General features: G+C 69.4%; 14 protein-coding genes. 7 read left to right on the top strand and 7 right to left on the bottom strand.

Annotated features, from left to right (window positions below; translation table 11 throughout):
* Window positions 1-46: 46 nt before the first annotated feature.
* Window positions 47-478 carry a hypothetical protein gene (locus ABZ824_RS22630; protein WP_356965165.1) on the bottom strand — a complete coding sequence of 144 codons (432 nt, stop codon included), beginning with the start codon at window positions 476-478 and terminating at the stop codon, window positions 47-49.
* Between the two features lie 196 nt (window positions 479-674).
* On the opposite strand from ABZ824_RS22630, the gene ABZ824_RS22635 reads away from it, so the two are divergent.
* The 4 genes from ABZ824_RS22635 (at window position 675) to ABZ824_RS22650 (ending at window position 5054) form a co-directional block, all read left to right on the top strand.
* Entirely contained in the window at window positions 675-1286 is a 612-nt protein-coding gene (locus tag ABZ824_RS22635) for a heme-copper oxidase subunit III (RefSeq protein WP_039797061.1), read from the top strand.
* Window positions 1287-1372: 86 nt separating this feature from the next.
* Window positions 1373-2236, top strand: coding sequence for a cytochrome c (locus ABZ824_RS22640; protein WP_356965167.1), 864 nt, complete (start codon window positions 1373-1375; stop codon window positions 2234-2236).
* 26 nt (window positions 2237-2262) lie between these two features.
* Entirely contained in the window at window positions 2263-3438 is a 1176-nt protein-coding gene (locus ABZ824_RS22645; RefSeq protein WP_355079687.1) for a ubiquinol-cytochrome c reductase iron-sulfur subunit, read from the top strand.
* Complete coding sequence (locus ABZ824_RS22650) at window positions 3435-5054, top strand: ubiquinol-cytochrome c reductase cytochrome b subunit (protein WP_356965169.1); 1620 nt, start codon at window positions 3435-3437, stop codon at window positions 5052-5054. Before ABZ824_RS22645 ends, ABZ824_RS22650 begins: the two co-directional genes overlap by 4 nt.
* A 68-nt stretch (window positions 5055-5122) precedes the next feature.
* On the opposite strand, the gene ABZ824_RS22655 is transcribed toward ABZ824_RS22650, so the two are convergent.
* Window positions 5123-5623 carry a polyadenylate-specific 3'-exoribonuclease AS gene (locus ABZ824_RS22655; RefSeq protein ID WP_355079585.1) on the bottom strand — a complete coding sequence of 167 codons (501 nt, stop codon included), beginning with the start codon at window positions 5621-5623 and terminating at the stop codon, window positions 5123-5125.
* Between the two features lie 377 nt (window positions 5624-6000).
* Between ABZ824_RS22655 and ABZ824_RS22660 the strand changes: the two genes are divergently transcribed.
* Window positions 6001-7386 (top strand): class II 3-deoxy-7-phosphoheptulonate synthase, encoded by a 1386-nt coding sequence (locus tag ABZ824_RS22660; RefSeq protein ID WP_355079587.1) that lies wholly within the window; start codon window positions 6001-6003, stop codon window positions 7384-7386.
* Between the two features lie 54 nt (window positions 7387-7440).
* Here the strand turns inward: ABZ824_RS22660 and pknB are convergent, their stop codons facing one another.
* Complete coding sequence (pknB, locus tag ABZ824_RS22665; RefSeq protein ID WP_356965170.1) at window positions 7441-9402, bottom strand: Stk1 family PASTA domain-containing Ser/Thr kinase; 1962 nt, start codon at window positions 9400-9402, stop codon at window positions 7441-7443.
* 118 nt (window positions 9403-9520) lie between these two features.
* On the opposite strand from pknB, the gene ABZ824_RS22670 reads away from it, so the two are divergent.
* A complete protein-coding gene (locus ABZ824_RS22670) occupies window positions 9521-9889 on the top strand; it encodes an Rv2175c family DNA-binding protein (RefSeq protein WP_355079591.1) in 369 nt (122 codons plus the stop codon).
* Between the two features lie 473 nt (window positions 9890-10362).
* Here the strand turns inward: ABZ824_RS22670 and ABZ824_RS22675 are convergent, their stop codons facing one another.
* The 4 genes from ABZ824_RS22675 to ABZ824_RS22690 form a co-directional block, all read right to left on the bottom strand.
* Window positions 10363-11382, bottom strand: coding sequence for a phytoene/squalene synthase family protein (locus ABZ824_RS22675; protein ID WP_356965172.1), 1020 nt, complete (start codon window positions 11380-11382; stop codon window positions 10363-10365).
* On the bottom strand, window positions 11379-13100 hold the full coding sequence (locus ABZ824_RS22680) for an alpha-(1->6)-mannopyranosyltransferase A (RefSeq protein WP_356965173.1): 1722 nt from the start codon (window positions 13098-13100) through the stop codon (window positions 11379-11381). The genes ABZ824_RS22675 and ABZ824_RS22680 overlap by 4 nt, the downstream gene beginning before the upstream one ends.
* Before the next feature lie 62 nt (window positions 13101-13162).
* Window positions 13163-14746: a phytoene desaturase family protein gene (gene crtI / locus ABZ824_RS22685; protein ID WP_356965174.1), complete on the bottom strand. Its 1584-nt coding sequence runs from the start codon at window positions 14744-14746 to the stop codon at window positions 13163-13165.
* Between the two features lie 22 nt (window positions 14747-14768).
* Window positions 14769-15851, bottom strand: a complete 1083-nt coding sequence (locus ABZ824_RS22690) for a polyprenyl synthetase family protein (RefSeq protein WP_355079689.1) — start codon at window positions 15849-15851, stop codon at window positions 14769-14771.
* Window positions 15852-16087: 236 nt separating this feature from the next.
* Here ABZ824_RS22690 and ABZ824_RS22695 point away from each other — a divergent pair, with 236 nt between their 5' ends.
* Window positions 16088-17089 (top strand): methylenetetrahydrofolate reductase, encoded by a 1002-nt coding sequence (locus tag ABZ824_RS22695; RefSeq protein WP_356965175.1) that lies wholly within the window; start codon window positions 16088-16090, stop codon window positions 17087-17089.
* The last annotated feature ends 330 nt before the right edge of the window (window positions 17090-17419 follow it).

Below are 17419 nucleotides of genomic sequence, written 5' to 3' on the forward strand. Positions count from 1 at the left end.
AGTTGTCGCTGCCGGAGTCGTCGGGGAACCCGGGTCGGCGGGGATGTTACGGCTGTGGGCTCGGTTGCAGGGCGTCCCAGCCGTCGGCGTGGCCGTCGTGGCGTTGGGCGAGACCGGCCATGCGGGAGCGCTCCTGGGAGCAGTGCAGGGCGTCGAGCAGTTGCACGCGCCGCAGGATCAGCGGCTCGAACTCGTCGGTGCCCGGGCCGCTCAGCTGCGGTGCGGGGGAGTAGCCGTCCTGCGCGGCGATCGCGCAGACGGCCTGCACGTGCCGGGGCGGGATGCGCAGGTGATGCCGCAGCACGGCGGGAGCATCCGGTGCCAGCCCCGTCGCGCGCGCCAGCGCTGCCGAACACGCCTCCGCGTCGTCGAAGCTCGACGCGACCACGACCAGGTCCGCCCGGTCCGGGTCGAGAGCGGTGTCCCGGTCCCGCCGGAACAGTCGTCGCCACAGTCCCGGCGTCGCCTTCACCTTCATCTCAGCTTCTCCTTACCCTCGCCTGTCATGCTGGCCGGGCGTTCGTCCGCGCGTGCGACTCGTTCCCGGTTCGCGCATCCGGCTCGTACCGGCCCTGCCCGGTCGAGAGCCCGCTCTCCCTGCGTTTTCCGACACGGAGGAACGAGTTTCGTACCCGGCTACTGCCGTCGTACTACGACGAGTCATACTTACCCCCGTGACGACCGCAGTAGGGACCCCAGGATCGGCCATTACCCAGCGTGTGCATTCGCTGAACCGGCCCAACATGGTCAGCGTCGGTACCATCATCTGGCTGTCGAGCGAGCTGATGTTCTTCGCCGGCCTGTTCGCGATGTACTTCGTCGCCCGCGCCCAGGCGCACGGTAACTGGCCGCCGGAGCCGACCGAGCTGAACCTGAAGCTCGCAGTGCCGGTCACGACCGTGCTGGTCGCGTCGTCGTTCACCTGCCAGATGGGCGTGTTCGCCGCGGAGAAGGGCGACGTGTTCGGCCTGCGCCGCTGGTACGTCATCACTCTGATCATGGGCGCGTTCTTCGTCGGCGGCCAGGGCTACGAGTACATGAACCTCGCGCACGAGGGCACCACGATCTCCAGCAGCTCCTACGGCTCGGTGTTCTTCATCACCACCGGCTTCCACGGTCTGCACGTCATCGGCGGTCTGATCGCGTTCGTGTTCCTGCTCATGCGCACCAAGGTCAGCAAGTTCACCCCCGCGCAGGCCACCGCCGCGATCGTCGTCTCCTACTACTGGCACTTCGTCGACATCGTGTGGATCGGGTTGTTCGCCACGATCTACTTCGTCCGCTGATCGTGGTCGCCGCGCCGCCTCGGCGGGCGCGGCGCGACCCGAGATCTTTTGCACAAGTCGGTTCCGTCTACTCCAAAGGGACACAGATGAGTTCATCTCCCCCGTCAGCGCCAGAGCCCGCCAGCCCCGGGAACGGCCAGGCCAGCAAGACGCGCAGGCAGCGGCGCGTTCGCCGTCGCATCGCGGGCGGACTTGCGCTGCTGGTGGGCCTCGTCGGAGCAGGCTTCCTGGCATCGGCCCTCACGCCGGACCCGCAGCGGGCCACCGCGCACGAGGACCAGTCCGCGCTCATCCGCGAGGGCGAGCAGCTCTACGACACGTCCTGCATCACCTGCCACGGCGCGAACCTGCAGGGTGTGGTCGACCGCGGTCCCAGCTTGATCGGCGTCGGCGAGGCCGCGGTCTACTTCCAGGTGTCCTCCGGCCGCATGCCGATGGCGGCCAACGAGGCGCAGGCGCGGCGCAAGCCGCCGAAGTTCGACGCCCACCAGACCGACGCGCTGAGCGCGTTCGTGGCTGCCCACGGCGGCGGTCCGACCGTGGTCCGCGACGCCAACGGCGAGGTCGCCCAGGAGTCGATGCGCGGCGACGACATCGCCCGCGGCTCGGAGCTGTTCCGCATGAACTGCGCGTCCTGCCACAACTTCACCGGACGCGGCGGCGCGCTGTCCTCCGGTAAGTTCGCGCCGCCGCTGGAACCGGCGAGCGAGCAGCAGATCTACGCCGCGATGATCACCGGCCCGCAGAACATGCCGAAGTTCTCCGATCGCCAGCTGAGCGCGGAGGAGAAGCGCGACATCATCGCCTACGTCAAGAACGCGACCGAGGAGCACAGCCCGGGCGGCTGGGATCTCGGTGGGTTCGGTCCCGCGACCGAGGGCCTGGCCATCTGGGTGGTCGGCATCACGCTCGTCGTCGGCGCCGCGATGTGGATCGGATCCAGGTCATGAGCAATAGCGAGAAGGAGCGAGACGACATGGGTCGGCCGGATGAGGGCCACGACGCGCATCTGTCGAAGGAGCAGTCGGTGAACGCCAACCCGGCGGAGCCCACCGAGGCGGACCTCGACAAGATGTCGCGCGACGAGCTGGTCAAGCTCGGTACCGAGCGCGACGGCGTCGACGTCGCCTACCGCCGCGAGCGCTTCCCGATCCCCGGGACCCGGGCGGAGAAGCGCGCCGAGCGCGCGGTCACCTTCTGGTTCGCCGTGTCCGGCATCGCAGCCGCGGCGCTGGTCGGTGTGTTCCTGTTCTGGCCGTGGGAGTTCAAGGCCAAGGACGAGGAGGGCCACGGGCTCTACTCGCTGTTCACCCCGCTGGTCGGCCTGACCTTCGGCATCTCGGTGCTGGTCATCGGCGTCGCGGTGGTGCTGATCCGCAAGCTGTTCATCCCCGCCGAACTCTCCATCCAGGAGCGGCACGACGGTCCGTCGCCGGAGGTCGAGCGCCGCACCCTGGTCGCCGAGCTGCAGGACGCGCTGGACACCTCCACGCTCGGCCGCCGCAAGATGATCACCCGCACCGCGGGCGCCGGCGTGGGCGTACTCGGCGTCGGCGCGCTGCTGGTGTTCGTCGGCGGTCTGATCAAGAACCCGTGGGCCAAGGGCGACAAGTCGCCGCTGTGGGTCTCCGGCTGGACCCCGGACTACCCGGGCGAGACCATCTACATCCGCCGCGACACCGGTCGCCCGGAGGATGTGGTGCTGGTGCGTCCGGAGGACCTGGACGCGGGCGCCATGGAGACGGTGTTCCCGTGGAAGGAGAAGTGGCGCGGTGACGAGCACGCGACCCTGCAGTCGCTGCGCGGCATCCGCAACGCCGTCATGCTGATCCGCCTGCGTACCGAGGACGCGCAGAAGGCGATCAAGCGCAAGGGTCAGGAGAGCTTCAACTACGGCGACTACTTCGCCTACTCGAAGATCTGCACCCACCTCGGCTGCCCGACCTCGCTGTTCGAGCAGCAGACCAACCGGATCCTGTGCCCCTGCCACCAGTCGCAGTTCTCCGCGACCGAGTGGGGCAAGCCGGTCTTCGGTCCCGCCGCTCGCGCGCTGCCGCAGCTGCCGATCACCGTCAACGCTGAGGGCTTCCTGGTCGCCAACGGCGACTTCATCGAGCCGCTCGGCCCGGCCTACTGGGAGCGCCGTTCATGAGTCCTTCAGTCGCAGCCCAAGCCAGCGAGGCGGACGAGCGCTACCGCGCCGCCGCGTTCATGAAGCGGTCGATCAACAAGGTCTTCCCGACGCATTGGTCGTTCCTGCTCGGCGAGATCGCGCTCTACAGCTTCATCATCCTGCTGCTGTCGGGCGTCTACCTGACACTGTTCTTCGATCCCTCGATGAGCGAGGTCGTCTACAACGGCGCTTACCAGCCGCTGCGCGGCGTGACCATGTCGCGCGCCTACGAGACCGCGCTGAACATCACCTTCGAGGTCCGCGGCGGTCTGTTCGTCCGGCAGGTCCACCACTGGGCGGCCCTGCTGTTCGCGGCGTCGATCATCATCCACCTGTTCCGTATCTTCTTCACCGGCGCGTTCCGCAAGCCGCGTGAGGCGAACTGGGTGATCGGCTCGCTGCTGCTGATCCTGGCGATGTTCGAGGGCTTCTTCGGTTACTCGCTGCCCGACGACCTGCTCTCCGGCACCGGCCTGCGGGCCGCGTTCGGCGGTATCACCATGAGCATCCCGATCGTCGGTACCTGGATGCACTGGCTGATCTTCGGCGGTGACTTCCCCGGCGAGATCATCATTCCGCGGCTCTACATCGCGCACGTGCTGTTGTTCCCCGGCATCATCCTGGCGTTGATCGCCGCGCACGTGGCGCTGGTGTGGTACCAGAAGCACACTCAGTTCCCCGGCCCAGGCCGCACGGAGAACAACGTGGTGGGCGCCCGCATCGTGCCGGTGTTCGCCGCCGACCAGGGCGCGTTCTTCGCCTTCACCCTCGGCATCGTGGGCATCATGGGTGGCGTGTTCCAGATCAACCCGATCTGGAACCTGGGTCCGTACAACCCGTCGCAGGTGTCGGCGGGTTCACAGCCGGACTTCTACATGATGTGGACCGACGGCATGGCGCGATTGATGCCGCCGTGGGAGCTGTACCTGGGCCGCTACACCGTGCCCGCCGTCTTCTGGGTCGCGCTGATCATGGGCCTGGTGTTCACGGTGCTGATCGCCTACCCGTGGATCGAGAAGCGGCTCACCGGCGACAACACCGCGCATCACAACCTGTTGCAGCGTCCGCGTGACGTCCCGGTCCGGACCGCGATCGGCGCGATGGCCATCGCGTTCTATGTGGTGCTCACGCTGTCGTGCGTCAACGACATCCTCGCGCTGAAGTTCGACATCTCGCTGAACGCGACCACCTGGATCGGCCGCATCGGCCTGCTCGTCGCCCCGCCGGTGGCGTACTACCTCACCTACCGGTTCTGCCTCGGCCTGCAGCGCAGCGACCGGGCGGTGCTCGAGCACGGTATCGAGACCGGTGTGATCAAGCGCCTGCCGCACGGCGAGTACATCGAGGTGCACCAGCCGCTCGGCCCGGTCGACGACCACGGCCACCCGGTTCCGCTGGAGTACCAGGGCGCGCCCGTGCCGAAGAAGATGAGCAAGCTGGGTTCGGCGGGCAAGCCGGGCACCGGTAGCTTCCTGCGCGCGGATCCGCAGGAGGAGAGCGATCGGCACTTCGAGATCGAGCACGCCGAAGAGCACAAGCAGCTGAAGGTGCTGCAGCAGGCGCAGGAGGCGGCGAACGGCAAGCACGGCCACTGACGCCCCGGCCACGGAAAGGCCCCGAGTCGAATACGACTCGGGGCCTTTTCGCGTCTATGCCGCATATGTCAGAGGCGTGGCGCCGCGCGCCGCGCGGCCTCGATTGCCTCGAATTTGGCGAGGTTGTGCCGGGCGTCGGCGAGCGCGTCGTGCGCATCCGGCGGGATCGGCGGAAGTTCGGGACGGCCGTGCGACTCCCAGTGCTGGCGCAATTCGTTGGTGTAGCGCGGCAGCGCGTTGGGCAGATCGACCATCGAGCCCCACAGCTGGCACAGGGCGACGTGATCGTAGGCGGACACCCAGGCCCACAACTCCGGCTGCACGGTCGGCCGCGGCACCAGGAACGCGTACAGCTCGTCGCGGATCCGGTCGCGGCTGCGCCACAGCGGAGAGGAGGGCGAAGGCAGCTGCGGCAGTACGAATTTGCGCACCCAGGGCCCCGCACGTTCGGCATCGAATTCGGTGGACACCGCGTAGTACTCCCGGCCGTCCTCGCAGACAACGCCGATGGAGACCAGATCGATGGTCACTCCGTCCTCGATGAATTCGCAGTCATAAAAATATCTCAAGCACTGTGCCTCTCTGATATCTGCGCTGGCAGGGATTTCGGCAGCAATTGGGTGCGGAATGGCTGGTGTTCTCGTATGCAGTGTAGAAGGTCGTGCACGGAGGGTACGAGCGCGAGGGCCGTGTGGCAAGGAGAGAATCCTGCCCTGGAAACTGGATAGAAGAATCCTTCGGAAATGGATTTTCGCCATATCGCCGGTATCGAGTCGGGCAACCGAAAAACCTCGAATTCCGCGATGGCGCTGAAGACGACAAATCGAACCACACGGTCTTGCTCCGCGGCGGCACCCGCTGGGCAGAACACATTCACCCTGGGTGGAGCGATTCCAGCCCTGGGACTGGGTGTCCCCACGGGGCGTGCGGTCCGTATTCTGAACTCGTGAACTGGACCGTCGACGTACCCATCGATCGCCTGCCGGAACTGCCGCCGCTGCCCACCGAGCTGCGCAGGCGGTTGGACGACGCGCTGGCGCGGCCCGCGCTGCAGCAGCCGTCCTGGGATCCGGAGCAGGCGGCCAACATGCGCACAGTGCTGGAGAGCGTCCCGCCGATTTGCGTGCCCGCCGAGGTGGAGGAGCTGCGTGGCCAGCTGGCCGAGGTGGCCCGCGGTGAAGCGTTCCTCCTGCAGGGCGGCGACTGCGCGGAGACCTTCGCCGACAACACCGAGCCGCACATTCGCGGCAATATTCGTACTCTTCTGCAAATGGCGGTGGTGCTCACCTACGGCGCGAGCCTGCCGGTGGTGAAGGTCGCGCGGATCGCGGGCCAGTACGCCAAACCGCGCTCCTCGGACACCGATTCGCGCGGGCTCAAGTCCTACCGCGGCGACATGGTGAACTCGCTGGTCGCCGACGCCGCGCTGCGCGAGCACGACCCGTCGCGCCTGGTCCGGGCCTACGCCAACGCGAGTGCGGCAATGAACCTGGTACGCGCGCTGACCGGCGCGGGCATGGCCGACCTGCACAAGGTGCACGACTGGAACCGCGACTTCGTGGCCAAATCGCCCGCTGGCGCGCGCTACGAGGCGCTGGCCGAGGAGATCGACCGCGGCTTGAGGTTCATGACCGCGTGCCGGGTGAACGACCCGAGCCTGAAGTCGGCCCGCATCTACGCCAGCCACGAAGCGCTCGTGCTGGACTACGAGCGCGCCATGCTGCGACTGAGCGAGAACGCGATCGGCGAGCCGGTGCTCTACAACCTGTCGGCGCACTTCCTCTGGATCGGCGAGCGCACCCGCCAGCTCGACGGCGCGCACATCGCGTTCGCGGAACTGCTGGCCAACCCGATCGGCCTGAAGATCGGCCCGTCCACCACGCCCGAGCAGGCCGTGGAGTACGTCGAGCGGCTCGACCCGAACAACGAGCCGGGCCGGCTGACCATCGTGTCCCGCATGGGCCACAGCAAGGTCCGCGACGTGCTGCCGCCGATCATCGAGAAGGTGCAGGCCACCGGTCACCAGGTGATCTGGCAGTGCGACCCGATGCACGGCAACACCCACGAGTCGTCCACCGGCTTCAAGACCCGCCACTTCGACCGCATCGTCGACGAGGTGCAGGGCTTCTTCGAGGTGCACCACGCGCTCGGCACGCATCCCGGCGGCATGCACATCGAACTCACCGGAGAGGACGTCACCGAATGCCTCGGCGGCGCCCAGGACATCTCCGACCTCGATCTGTCCGGCCGCTACGAGACCGCCTGCGACCCCAGGCTGAACACTCAGCAGTCGCTGGAGTTGGCGTTCCTCGTCGCCGAAATGCTGCGCTGAGGTCCGATCCCCGGCCGCGCGGTCTTCCCTGACCCGCGGCCGGTGCGCTTTCCGCTAGGGAAGGGCCACGATGGTGACCGTGTCGCCCGCCTCCAGGTTGACCCCGATGGCCGGAGTCTGTGAGACCACCAGGGAGCTGTCCGCGCGCGCCAACTGCTTCACCTCGACCCGCAAACCGAGGCTCTCCAGCTTGGCGCGGGCGTTGGCCACGGTCCACCCGCGGACGTCGGGCATCTTCAAAGCGTTGGAGATCAGCAGGACGACGCCGTCGCCCGATTGGATGGTTGCGCCCGCGCCCGGCTGGGTGCCGATGGCCTTGTCCGCCTCGACGCTGCGGTCGAACTGAGGTTTGGTCTCACGCACCGCGATGCCGGCGGCGGTGAGGATCTTGGTGGCTTCGTCGGTCGACTTGCCGCGCACGTCGGGAACCTTCACCGGCTGGGAACCCTTGCTGCGGTACACCTTCACCTGCGCGCCGAGAGGCAGCACGGTCCCCGGGTTCGGTTCCACCCGGGCGACCGTCCCCTTGGGCGCGGTATTGGACACTTCGCCCGCGTCGACCGGTTGCAGGCCGTTGTCCCGGATCAACTGGTTGACCTTCGACACCTGGTCACCCGCTTTGACGTCCGGTACCTTCGGCTTGCCGTTGGAGACCAGGACTGCGACCGTCGACCCTTTGGTGATCTTGGATCCGGCCGAAGGGTCGCTGCCGACCACGCCGCCGACCGGGATCGCGTCCGACGCCTTCTGGCGGATCTCGGTCTCGAAGCCGGCATTCTGCAGGGTGGCGACCGCCTTGTCGGTGTCCAGCCCGGCGATGGGTGGCACCGCAGAATAGCGGCCGACACCGAGCCACCAGCCGCCGATGCCGACCAGCAGTGTGAGAACCGCGACGATGGCCACCCACACCCAGACCGTGCGCCGCGAGCGGTTGATGTCGTCGGAATAGGGCGGATACGGCGCCGCGGGATGCGCTTGGCGCACCGGTTGCGGCCGGTCGTAGGCATCCGGCGCGTCGTGGTCGATGCGGGGCCGCTGGGCGGTGACCACTCGGGTGTGCTGCACCGGCTGCGGCGGGTGGGCAGACGCCCCGGCGAAGCCAGGCTGGTCGTCGCGATCCGGCTGCACGGCTCGGTAGCCGGCGCTGAGATGCTCGGCGGAGTCCTGCGGCGCGGGCACCCGATAGGCGGGTAGCCGCAGCTCGGCGCCGATCAGCCGCAGCGCGGCCGCCATCTCGTTCGCGTCCGCGAACCGGTGCCCGGGTTCGCGCGCGGTCGCCTTGGCGACCAGTTCGTCGAACTCGGGCGGTACCCCGGAGATGAAAGCGCTCGGACTCGGCACATCGTTCTCGATGCGTTGATAGGCCACCGAGATCGACGTGTCGCCGGTGAACGGAACCCGGCCGGTGAGCAACTCGAAGATCAGCACGCCGAAGGAGTAGACGTCGCTGCGCGAGTCGGCGGAACCGCTGGTGACCTGCTCGGGCGACAGATAGGCGGCGGTGCCGAGGATGACGCTCGCCGATGTGGTATTCGCCGCCGCCACCGCGCGCACCAGACCGAAATCGGCGATCTTCACCTCGCCCGCGTCGGAGATCAACACGTTCTCCGGCTTGATGTCGCGGTGCACCAGTCCCGCGGAGTGCGCGACGCCGATCGCCGCGAGCACGGGTTCGGCGACAGCGCGCACGGCGTGCGGCGGCATCGGGCCGCGTTCGCGCAGCAACTCGCGCAGCGTGCCGCCCTCGACCAGCTCCATGATCAGGAAGGGGTGATCGCCGTCGATGCCCTGGTCGTACACCGCGACCAGAGAAGGATGCTTGAGTTTGGCGACCGCGCGCGCCTCGAACTCGAATCGGGACAGGAACTGGGGGTCGCCCGCGAACTTCGGATCCATCACCTTGATGGCGACCGGCCGGTCCAGGCGGGTGTCGACCCCGCGGAAGACCATCGACATTCCGCCGCGGGCGATCGGCGCATCGATCCGATAGCGCCCTTCCAGCATCTGGCCGATCAAGAGAAGTCCTCCGGCTTTCACAAAGTCAGCCGCTCCGTGCGGCCCCCACGATGGTATCGACTCGCACCACCCCGGGTGTCTCACGACGTGCGGCGCGCGACCGTCTACCGTTGTCCGGGTGAGTGCATTTCCCTGCAGTGACGACGTCCTTCCGCAGTCGGTGACCCTGGTGTCGCTGCCGGAGGTGGCCGAGCGACTCGGGCTTGTGGTAACCCGGGTGCACCAGATGTTGCGCGACCATCAATTGATCGCCGTCCGCAGAGAAGGCGTGGCGGGTGTCCCCGAGCGGTTCTTCGACGACACCGGCGCGGTCGTGAAGCCGCTGCCCGGCCTGATCACCGTGATGCGCGACGCCAAGTACACCGACGAGGAGATCCTGGAGTGGATCTTCACCGACGACGACACCCTGCCCGGCAAGCCGGTCGACGCCCTGCACGGGCCCCTTGCCCGCGAAGTCCTGCGCCGGGCCGCCGCGGATCCGTTTTAGATTTCCAGCGCCTGCGGCGCTGGGTGTTCGCGGCCCCTTTATGGCTCGCGTTTACGCGACCGCCGCTTGCTCCTTCGTCGCCTACGCGGTGGCCGCGCAAACGCGAGCCGGGCCGCGAACGGAACAGGCTCGGTCTCGCTTCGCTCGAACCCGTGGTTGAGCTGGTGTGCGTCGGGTGGTGACCTCGCTACCAGGGGTTTCGCTGTTGCCGCAGGTATGAGAGTCCGCGCTGGTGGGATTGTCGCGGTTGCTGTGCCGGTTGTACCGGGCTTGTGCGGCGACTGCTCGATCCCGGTTCGCCGGAAACCCTGGCTGAACTGGTGCTCTTACGCAGGACGGTGACGGCACTCGCGGCCTCCGTTGTCGGCGCGCTGATGGTGGCGTCTTTTCTCGGGTCGCGGCCGCTCGGATGCGGGATGGATCGTGAAGCTGTGATCCGGGCGGTGCCGGGGAACGCGGGTCCGCCTCCGTCGTCAGCGGGTGAGGCGGCCGCGGAGTGTGGCGGTGGTGAATTCGGTGGCGGCTATGCGGAGGCGGTGGTGGCGGGGGACTACCGCGCGGTGGCCGAAGACGGCGTAGTCGCTGCGCTCGATGTGGTGCAGGATGTCCGAGTAGAGGGTGGCCGCGGTGCGGATGGCGGGGCGTACTCGCGGTTCGAGCAGGTCGATGCCGGGTTCGGCGCGGCGGTAGAGGTCGCGGTTGACCGCGATGAGGTGGGCGAGGGCACGTCGGACGCGCGGATCGGTCCGGCCGGTGCGGCGACATTCGAACAGCAGGGCGTCGTCGACGCCGAACGCGGCGAGGGCGTCGGCGGGCAGGTAGACGCGGTCGCGGTCGAGATCCTCCGCGACGTCGCGCAGGAAGTTGGTCAGCTGGAACGCCTCGCCCAGCGCGGCGGCGGCGGGCTCGGCCGCGGACACCGGGACGACCGTGCCGAGCACCGGCAGCAGCTGCAAGCCGATCGCGGCCGCCGAGCCGCGCATGTATTCGCGCAGCTGCGCCATGGTGGCGTAGCGATTACGGAACGCCGGGGCGCCCGGCGCGTCCATTCGCATGGAATCCAGGAACGTCCAGAAGTGCTGCGCGGCAATGTCATAACGGTGGATGGTGTGGGTGACCGCCGTCAGGACGAGGGCGCGCGGCCGCGGACCCGATTCCCAGCTCCGGTCGTTCTGCCGGTCGGCGGAAGAAGCGTGCGGTGCCGCGCTCGCGCTGCCGGGGCGCGATTCCAGTGCGGCCCGCAGGTCCCGTTCGATCAGATCGAGTTCCGCGGCCGGGTCGCGATCGTGTGCCGCGGCGGGACGGCCCGCCCGGTCGACGACGTCGTCCACCATGCGCGCGAACGCGTACAGCGCGTGCACGGCGGGTCGTCGTTCGGCCGACAGCAGCCGGGTGGCCAGGAAATAGGTGCGGCCATGGGTGGCCGCGATCTGCCTGCACTCGCGGTAGGCGAGCGGCAGCAGCGCGGAACCCGGTAGGCGGTCCTCGGTCATGGGGTAGCGGCGCGCGAAGCGGTGGCCTCGCCGGGCGTGGACGCGACATCGCCCGGCGGCGTGGCGCGCAGGCGCAGCGGGTCCACCGTGCGCAGCGACAGCGCCGCCACGACCGCGGCGAAGGTGGCGGCGACGACGTGCCAGAAGTTGTACAGGCCGATCGAACCGTCCGGCTGGAAGACCAGCATGAGCCAGGTGCACAAGCCGACCAGCGCCATCAGCGTCGTGGTGGACAGCGCGAACCCGGCGGCCAGCGCCAGCGGCCACGAGTAGTACCAGGGCAGTGCGGCGGGCGACAGGATGACGATCGCGACGAACGCGATGAGGATGCCGAGCACCGCCTCCCGCTCGCTGTGCCGGAACCGCCACCAGGTCCACGCGAGCACCGCGACCAGGGCCAGCGCGCACATCGCGCGGGTCACCTCGAGCACCGATTCCAGCCGCAGCGGGGTGATCCAGGTGACCGCGTGCGCCATCACGGTCGGCAGCGACAGCCAGTTGATGATCTTCTTGGACCCGGACAACGCCGTCAGCCAGCCGATGCCGACGCCCGCGATGGCCGAGGCGGCGACGAAGACGACCGCGAACACGCTCAGACCGAGCCCCGCGATCTTGCCGAACATGAGTGCGGGATGCGGCATGTCCTCGGTGGGCTCCGCGGCGTCTCCGGGTTGCTCGCTGGCGGGCAGGTGCGCCGGGTCGCGCCCGACCCGCTGCGCGGCGCGGCGTTCGCGTTCGTGCAACATCCAGATCCAGACCAGGAACGGCAGCGCCACACCCGCGGTGGCCTTGATGGCCACGCCGATGGCGACGACGACGATGCCCGCAACATGGTGGCGCTCCAGCACCAGCGCGATGCCCGCGCACATCAGGCCGACCATCAGCATCTCGTTGTGCACGCCGCCGATCAGGTGGATGAGTACCAGCGGGTTGAGCACCGCCAGCCACAGCGCGACGGTCGGCTTGCCGCCGAGGTGCTTGGTCAGATACGGCACCGCCCACATCATCAGTGCCAGGCCGGGCAGCATGACCAGCCGCATCGCGATGGTGCCCGCCACCACGTTGTCGCCGGTCACGGCGGTGATCGCGCGCCCGAGCAGCAGGAACACCGGGCCGTACGGCGCGGTGGTGGTGGTCCACACGGGGCTCACGTTGTCCAGCAGCACACCGGGATTCGCCACCGGACCGACCTGGTATGGGTCGAAGCCGTCGCGCAGCAGCGCGCCCTGTGCGAGGTAGGAGTAGGCGTCGCGGCTGAACATCGGCACGGCGAACAACAGCGGCGCGATCCAGATGCCGACGATGGCGCGCAACTCGTTCAGCGTCACCTCGGCGTCGGTCCGGTCGCCCGTGCCGATCGTGGCGCGCCCGAGCCGCACCCACGCGGTGATCATGAGCAGCACGCCGATCCAGATGCAGATGGTCGACAGCGCGTAGCCGTGGCCGAACCGCAGCCAGGACAGGTGCATGGCTTCGAGCAGCGGATCCCGCTTGCGGACGCTGCCCGCGCCGAACCCGCCGAACATGATCATGATCGCGCCGAAGAAGCCGAGCAGTGCGGCATGGCCCTCGGGGCTTCTGGCGAAGTCGGCGGAGGTGCGGACCCACCACAGGACACCGCGAGGGGTGGCCGATTCGCGACCTGCGGAGGCGGGCGACGAGGAGCGGACGTCACCGGCGGAGGCGGCCTCTGCGGTGCGCGTTTCGGGGGATGCCATCTGGTGTCGGTCCCCCGAATGGTCGGCGGTCGCAACCGCGAGCGAATAGGTCGGCGCTTAGTTTACGGCGTCGCCTCGAACACTATCCGGCTGGTGCGCGGGGTTCCAGGCGAAGTGGGCGCTGTCGCGCGGGCAATACGGTTTGCCGCCAGTTTTCCGGAGAGCAGGGCGGTCGGCACGCCCACACCAGGAGTGGTGCCGCAACCAGCGATAACCACGTTGTCGCTGGAACGCGGGAAATTGCTCGGCCTGAAGGGACCGGTCTGGCGGAAGAGGTGGGCGGCGGAGAACGGTGTGCCCGCGAGCATGCCGCGGTCGAGCCACGTCCGCGGTGTGTCGAGCCGGTCGACGGCGAAATGCTCGGCGATGCCCCGATAACCGCGCGCTTCCAGCACGGCGAGCAGCTCGCGGAGATAGGCGGGGCCGAGACGCGGCCAGTCCAGCGGCGCCGCCGAAAGATTCGGGCACGGCGCCAGCAGGGAGAACGGCTCGTGACGTCCGTCGGCGCGTTCGATGAACAGGCTCGGATCGGTCAGCGCGGGCCGGGTCAGCAGCAGCGAGGGGTCGCTCATCAGCCTGCCGTGGCCCCGGCGGGCCGTGATCTCGGCGAATGTCCGATCCCAGGCCTGCCCGAACTCGATGGTGTGGTGGGCCTGCACCGGCCAGTCCGCCGCGACGGCGGCGGGGACGGTGCCGTGCGCGACGACCGCCGACGGCGAAGCGCGCAGCCCGCGCCGGGGCCGCACGCCGAGCCGGTCGAGCGAGCCGAGATCTGCGGTGAGCACCAGCGCGTCACAGTCGAACGAACGCCCGTCGGCGGTGCGAGCGCGCCGGGCGCGGCGGTCCGCGTAGTCGATCCCGACCACTTCGGCGTTCAGTTCCAGCGTGCCGCCCGCCTCGGTGAACGCCTGCGCCAGCGCAGCGGCGATCGCCCGCATCCCGCCCTCGGGGAAATACACGCCGAGCGAGGTGTCCATGTGCGGGATCGCGCCGTACACGGCGAGCGCCCGCGCGGGCGGCATGCCCGCGTAGAGCGCCTGGAAGGTGAACAGTCGCGCCAGGCGCGGGTCCCGCAGGAACCCGCGCACCCGGGGACCGAGCCTGCCGAAGCCGCCGAGTCGCACCAATTCGGCCAGGGCGCGGCGCTTCTCGGGGACGCGCACCATATCCAGCGGCGAGTCGAAGTTGGTGTCCATGAACTCGGTGAACTCGGCCGCGTAGATCCGCGCCAGCCAGGCGCGCAGCCGCCGGTATCCCCGTGCCTCGGCCGGGCCGCAGGCCCGCTCGACTTCCGCGGCCATCGCGTCCGGATCGGCGAAGACCCTGATCTCGGCGCCGTCGGCGAACCGGGCGTGATAGCCCGGAGCCAGCCGGTGGATGCGCAGCGGGGGCACGCAGGTCTCCGGGGCGCGGCCGACGGCGGCGAGCGCGTCGGTGATCAGTTCGGGCAGCGTGAGGACGGTGGCGCCGGAATCGATGTCGTAGTCGGCGCCCCGGTAGCGTCCGACCCGGCCACCGGGGTGGTCGGCCCGCTCGAGCAGCGTCACCGTGCGACCCGCACCGGTCAGATACAGGGCGGCCGAAAGCCCGGCCAGTCCCGCACCGACCACCACGACGCGATCGGTCGGTCCCGCAACGGTTCTCATCGGAGTCTCCTCGCCGTGGCGCTCACGCGGCACGCTTGGTGGCGGCCAGCGCCATGGCGCGCAGCCGTTCCTTGGCCGCGGGCGTCGCCGAGCTGGCCTCGATGGCCGCCAGGCCGGTGTCGGTGAGTTCGGTGATGCGGCGCTCCACTTCGTCGACGGCGCCGAGTTCGACCAGCAGCGCGCGCAGCCGCTGCACCTGCTCCGCGCTCAGGTCGGTGCCGATGCTCGAGCGCAGCAGCGCGGCCGCGGCGGGATCGGCGTCGTCGGCGCGTCGCAGCGCTTCGGCCAGCAGCACGGTGCGCTTGCCCTCGCGCAGGTCGTCGCCGGAGGGCTTGCCGGTGACCGCCGGATCGCCGAACACGCCGAGCAGGTCGTCGCGCAGCTGGAAGGCGATCCCGATCGCGGTGCCGAACTCGCGGTAGGCCTCGATCAGCTCCTGACCAGCGGCGGCGATCGCGGCGCCGAGATGCAGCGGGCGTTCGACGGTGTAGGCGGCGGTCTTGTAGCGGTTGATCCGCAGCGCGGCCTCGACCGATTCGTCGCCGCCCGCCTCGCCGCTGATGTCGAGCAGCTGGCCGCCGAGCACCTCGGTGCGCATGTCGGCCCACACCGGCGCGAACCGGGCGATGGCCGCGGGGGCGAGGCCGGACGCGTGCACCATGTCATCGGCCCAGGACAGCGCCAGATCTCCGATCAGGATGGCCACGCTGGCGCCGAAGTGCGCCGAGTCGCCGGACCATCCGCGGTCGCGGTGGCGCTGCTCGAAGTCGACGTGCACGGTGGGGAATCGGCGGCGGGTGCGGGAGGAGTCGATGATGTCGTCGTGGACCAGCGCGCACGCCTGGACGAGCTCGAGCGCGGAGCACGCGGTGAGCACCGCGGCGGCGTCGGGGGCGTGCGGATCGCCGCCCGCTCCGAGCCAGCCGGTCCACGCGAACGCGGGCCGGGTGCGTTTCCCGCCGCGGAGCACGAACTGCTCGAGTGCGTCGGTGGCCTCGACGAAGACCGGGCCGAGGCGCTCGGTCGTCGAGCGGCGGGTGGCGAAGAAATGGGTCAGGGCGTCTTCCACGGCGGTGACGAAGGCGGGGGTGCCCGGCTGCGGCACCGCTGGGCGCGGCGTCTGAGTACCGGTTGCGGCGGACAGAGGAGCCTCCAAGGTCGTGCGGATGGTGGACGCACGGGGTCGCGGAGGGTGCCCGGGCGCTGCGGATGATTCGGGGCCGAGCGAGGGGCGGTCGCGCGTGTCGCTCGGCGTGGCGAACAACTCGCCCGATGCGAAGAATACGCGGAGGGTCCGAGCGACCCGACAGGGCCGCCACCGGCCACCTCTACACTGAACCGGTGACTTTCGACAACGTGCGGGGCGGCTCGACCCCTGGCCGGGCGTCCCGGACGCACCCGAACGTCTCCGCCACACCGTCGGTCGTGGAGAGTCTGCGGGCGCACGCGGGGCACGCGGTGCCGTTCTCCGTGGAGTTCAATCCGCCGCGCGACGCCGCCGCCGAAGCGCGGCTGTGGCGCGCCGTCCGGCAGTTCGAGTGCATGCACCCCGCGTTCGTATCGATGACCTACGGCGCTGGCGGTTCCACTCGCGACCGCACTGTCCGCGTGACCGGGCAGCTGGCGCAGGAGACGACGCTGCTGCCGGTCGCGCACCTGACCGCGGTGGAGCACAGCGTCGCGGAGCTGCGCTCGCTGGTCGGCGCGTACGCCGACTCGGGCATCCGCAACATCCTGGTGCTGCGCGGCGACCCGCCCGGTGACCCGCTCGGCGAGTGGCACAAGCATCCCGACGGCGTCTCCTACGCCGAGGAGCTGGTGCGCATCGTGCGCGACCTCGGCGATTTCCACGTCGGCGTGGCCTCCTTCCCGCAGGGCCACCACCGCTCGCCGGACCTGGCGACCGACACCGCGTTCCTGGCCGCGAAACTGCGTGCGGGAGCGGAGTATTCGATCACGCAGATGTTCTTCGACGTCGAGCACTATCTGCGTCTGCGCGATCGCCTCGTCGCGCTCGACCCGATCGAGGGCGCGAAGCCGATCATTCCGGAGCTGATGCCCATCACGTCGCTGCGCACGGTGCAGCGCGCCGAGGAGCTGTGTGGCAGGCCGCTGCCCGCCACCGTGCTGGACCGGCTGCGCAAGGCGGCGGGCGACGACGGTGAGGAGAACGCCGCGGCGGTGCGCGCGGCGGGCATCGAGATCGCCACCGAGATCGCCCAGCGGCTGATCGACGAGGGCGCGCCCTGCCTGCACTTCATCACGCTCAATTTCGCCAAGGCGACCAGCGAGGTGCTGACCAACCTCGGTTACGGCGTCACGGCTACTCCGGTCAGCGCCTGACCGCGCACGAAGTCCTCTGATCACGGCGCGTCGAGCCGGCGGTGTTGAGCGGTGCGCGTACGGGTGGTCGTCCGGAACGCGTGTCGAGTCGAACGGCCGATCACCGGTCGGGCGGTCGTCCGGAACGTGCGCGTCGAGCCGAGTCGGCGATCACCGGTCGGGCGGTCGTCCGGGACGCGTGTCGAGTCGAACGGCCGATCACCGGTCGGGCGGTCGTCGGGAACGTGTGCGTCGAGCCGAGTCGGCGATCACCGGTCGGGCGGTCGTCCGGGACGCGTGTCGAGTCGAACGGCCGATCACCGGTCGGGCGGTCGTCGGGAACGTGTGCGT

This window comes from Nocardia sp. NPDC047038 (assembly GCF_040644075.1).
GTDB lineage: Bacteria > Actinomycetota > Actinomycetes > Mycobacteriales > Mycobacteriaceae > Nocardia > Nocardia sichangensis.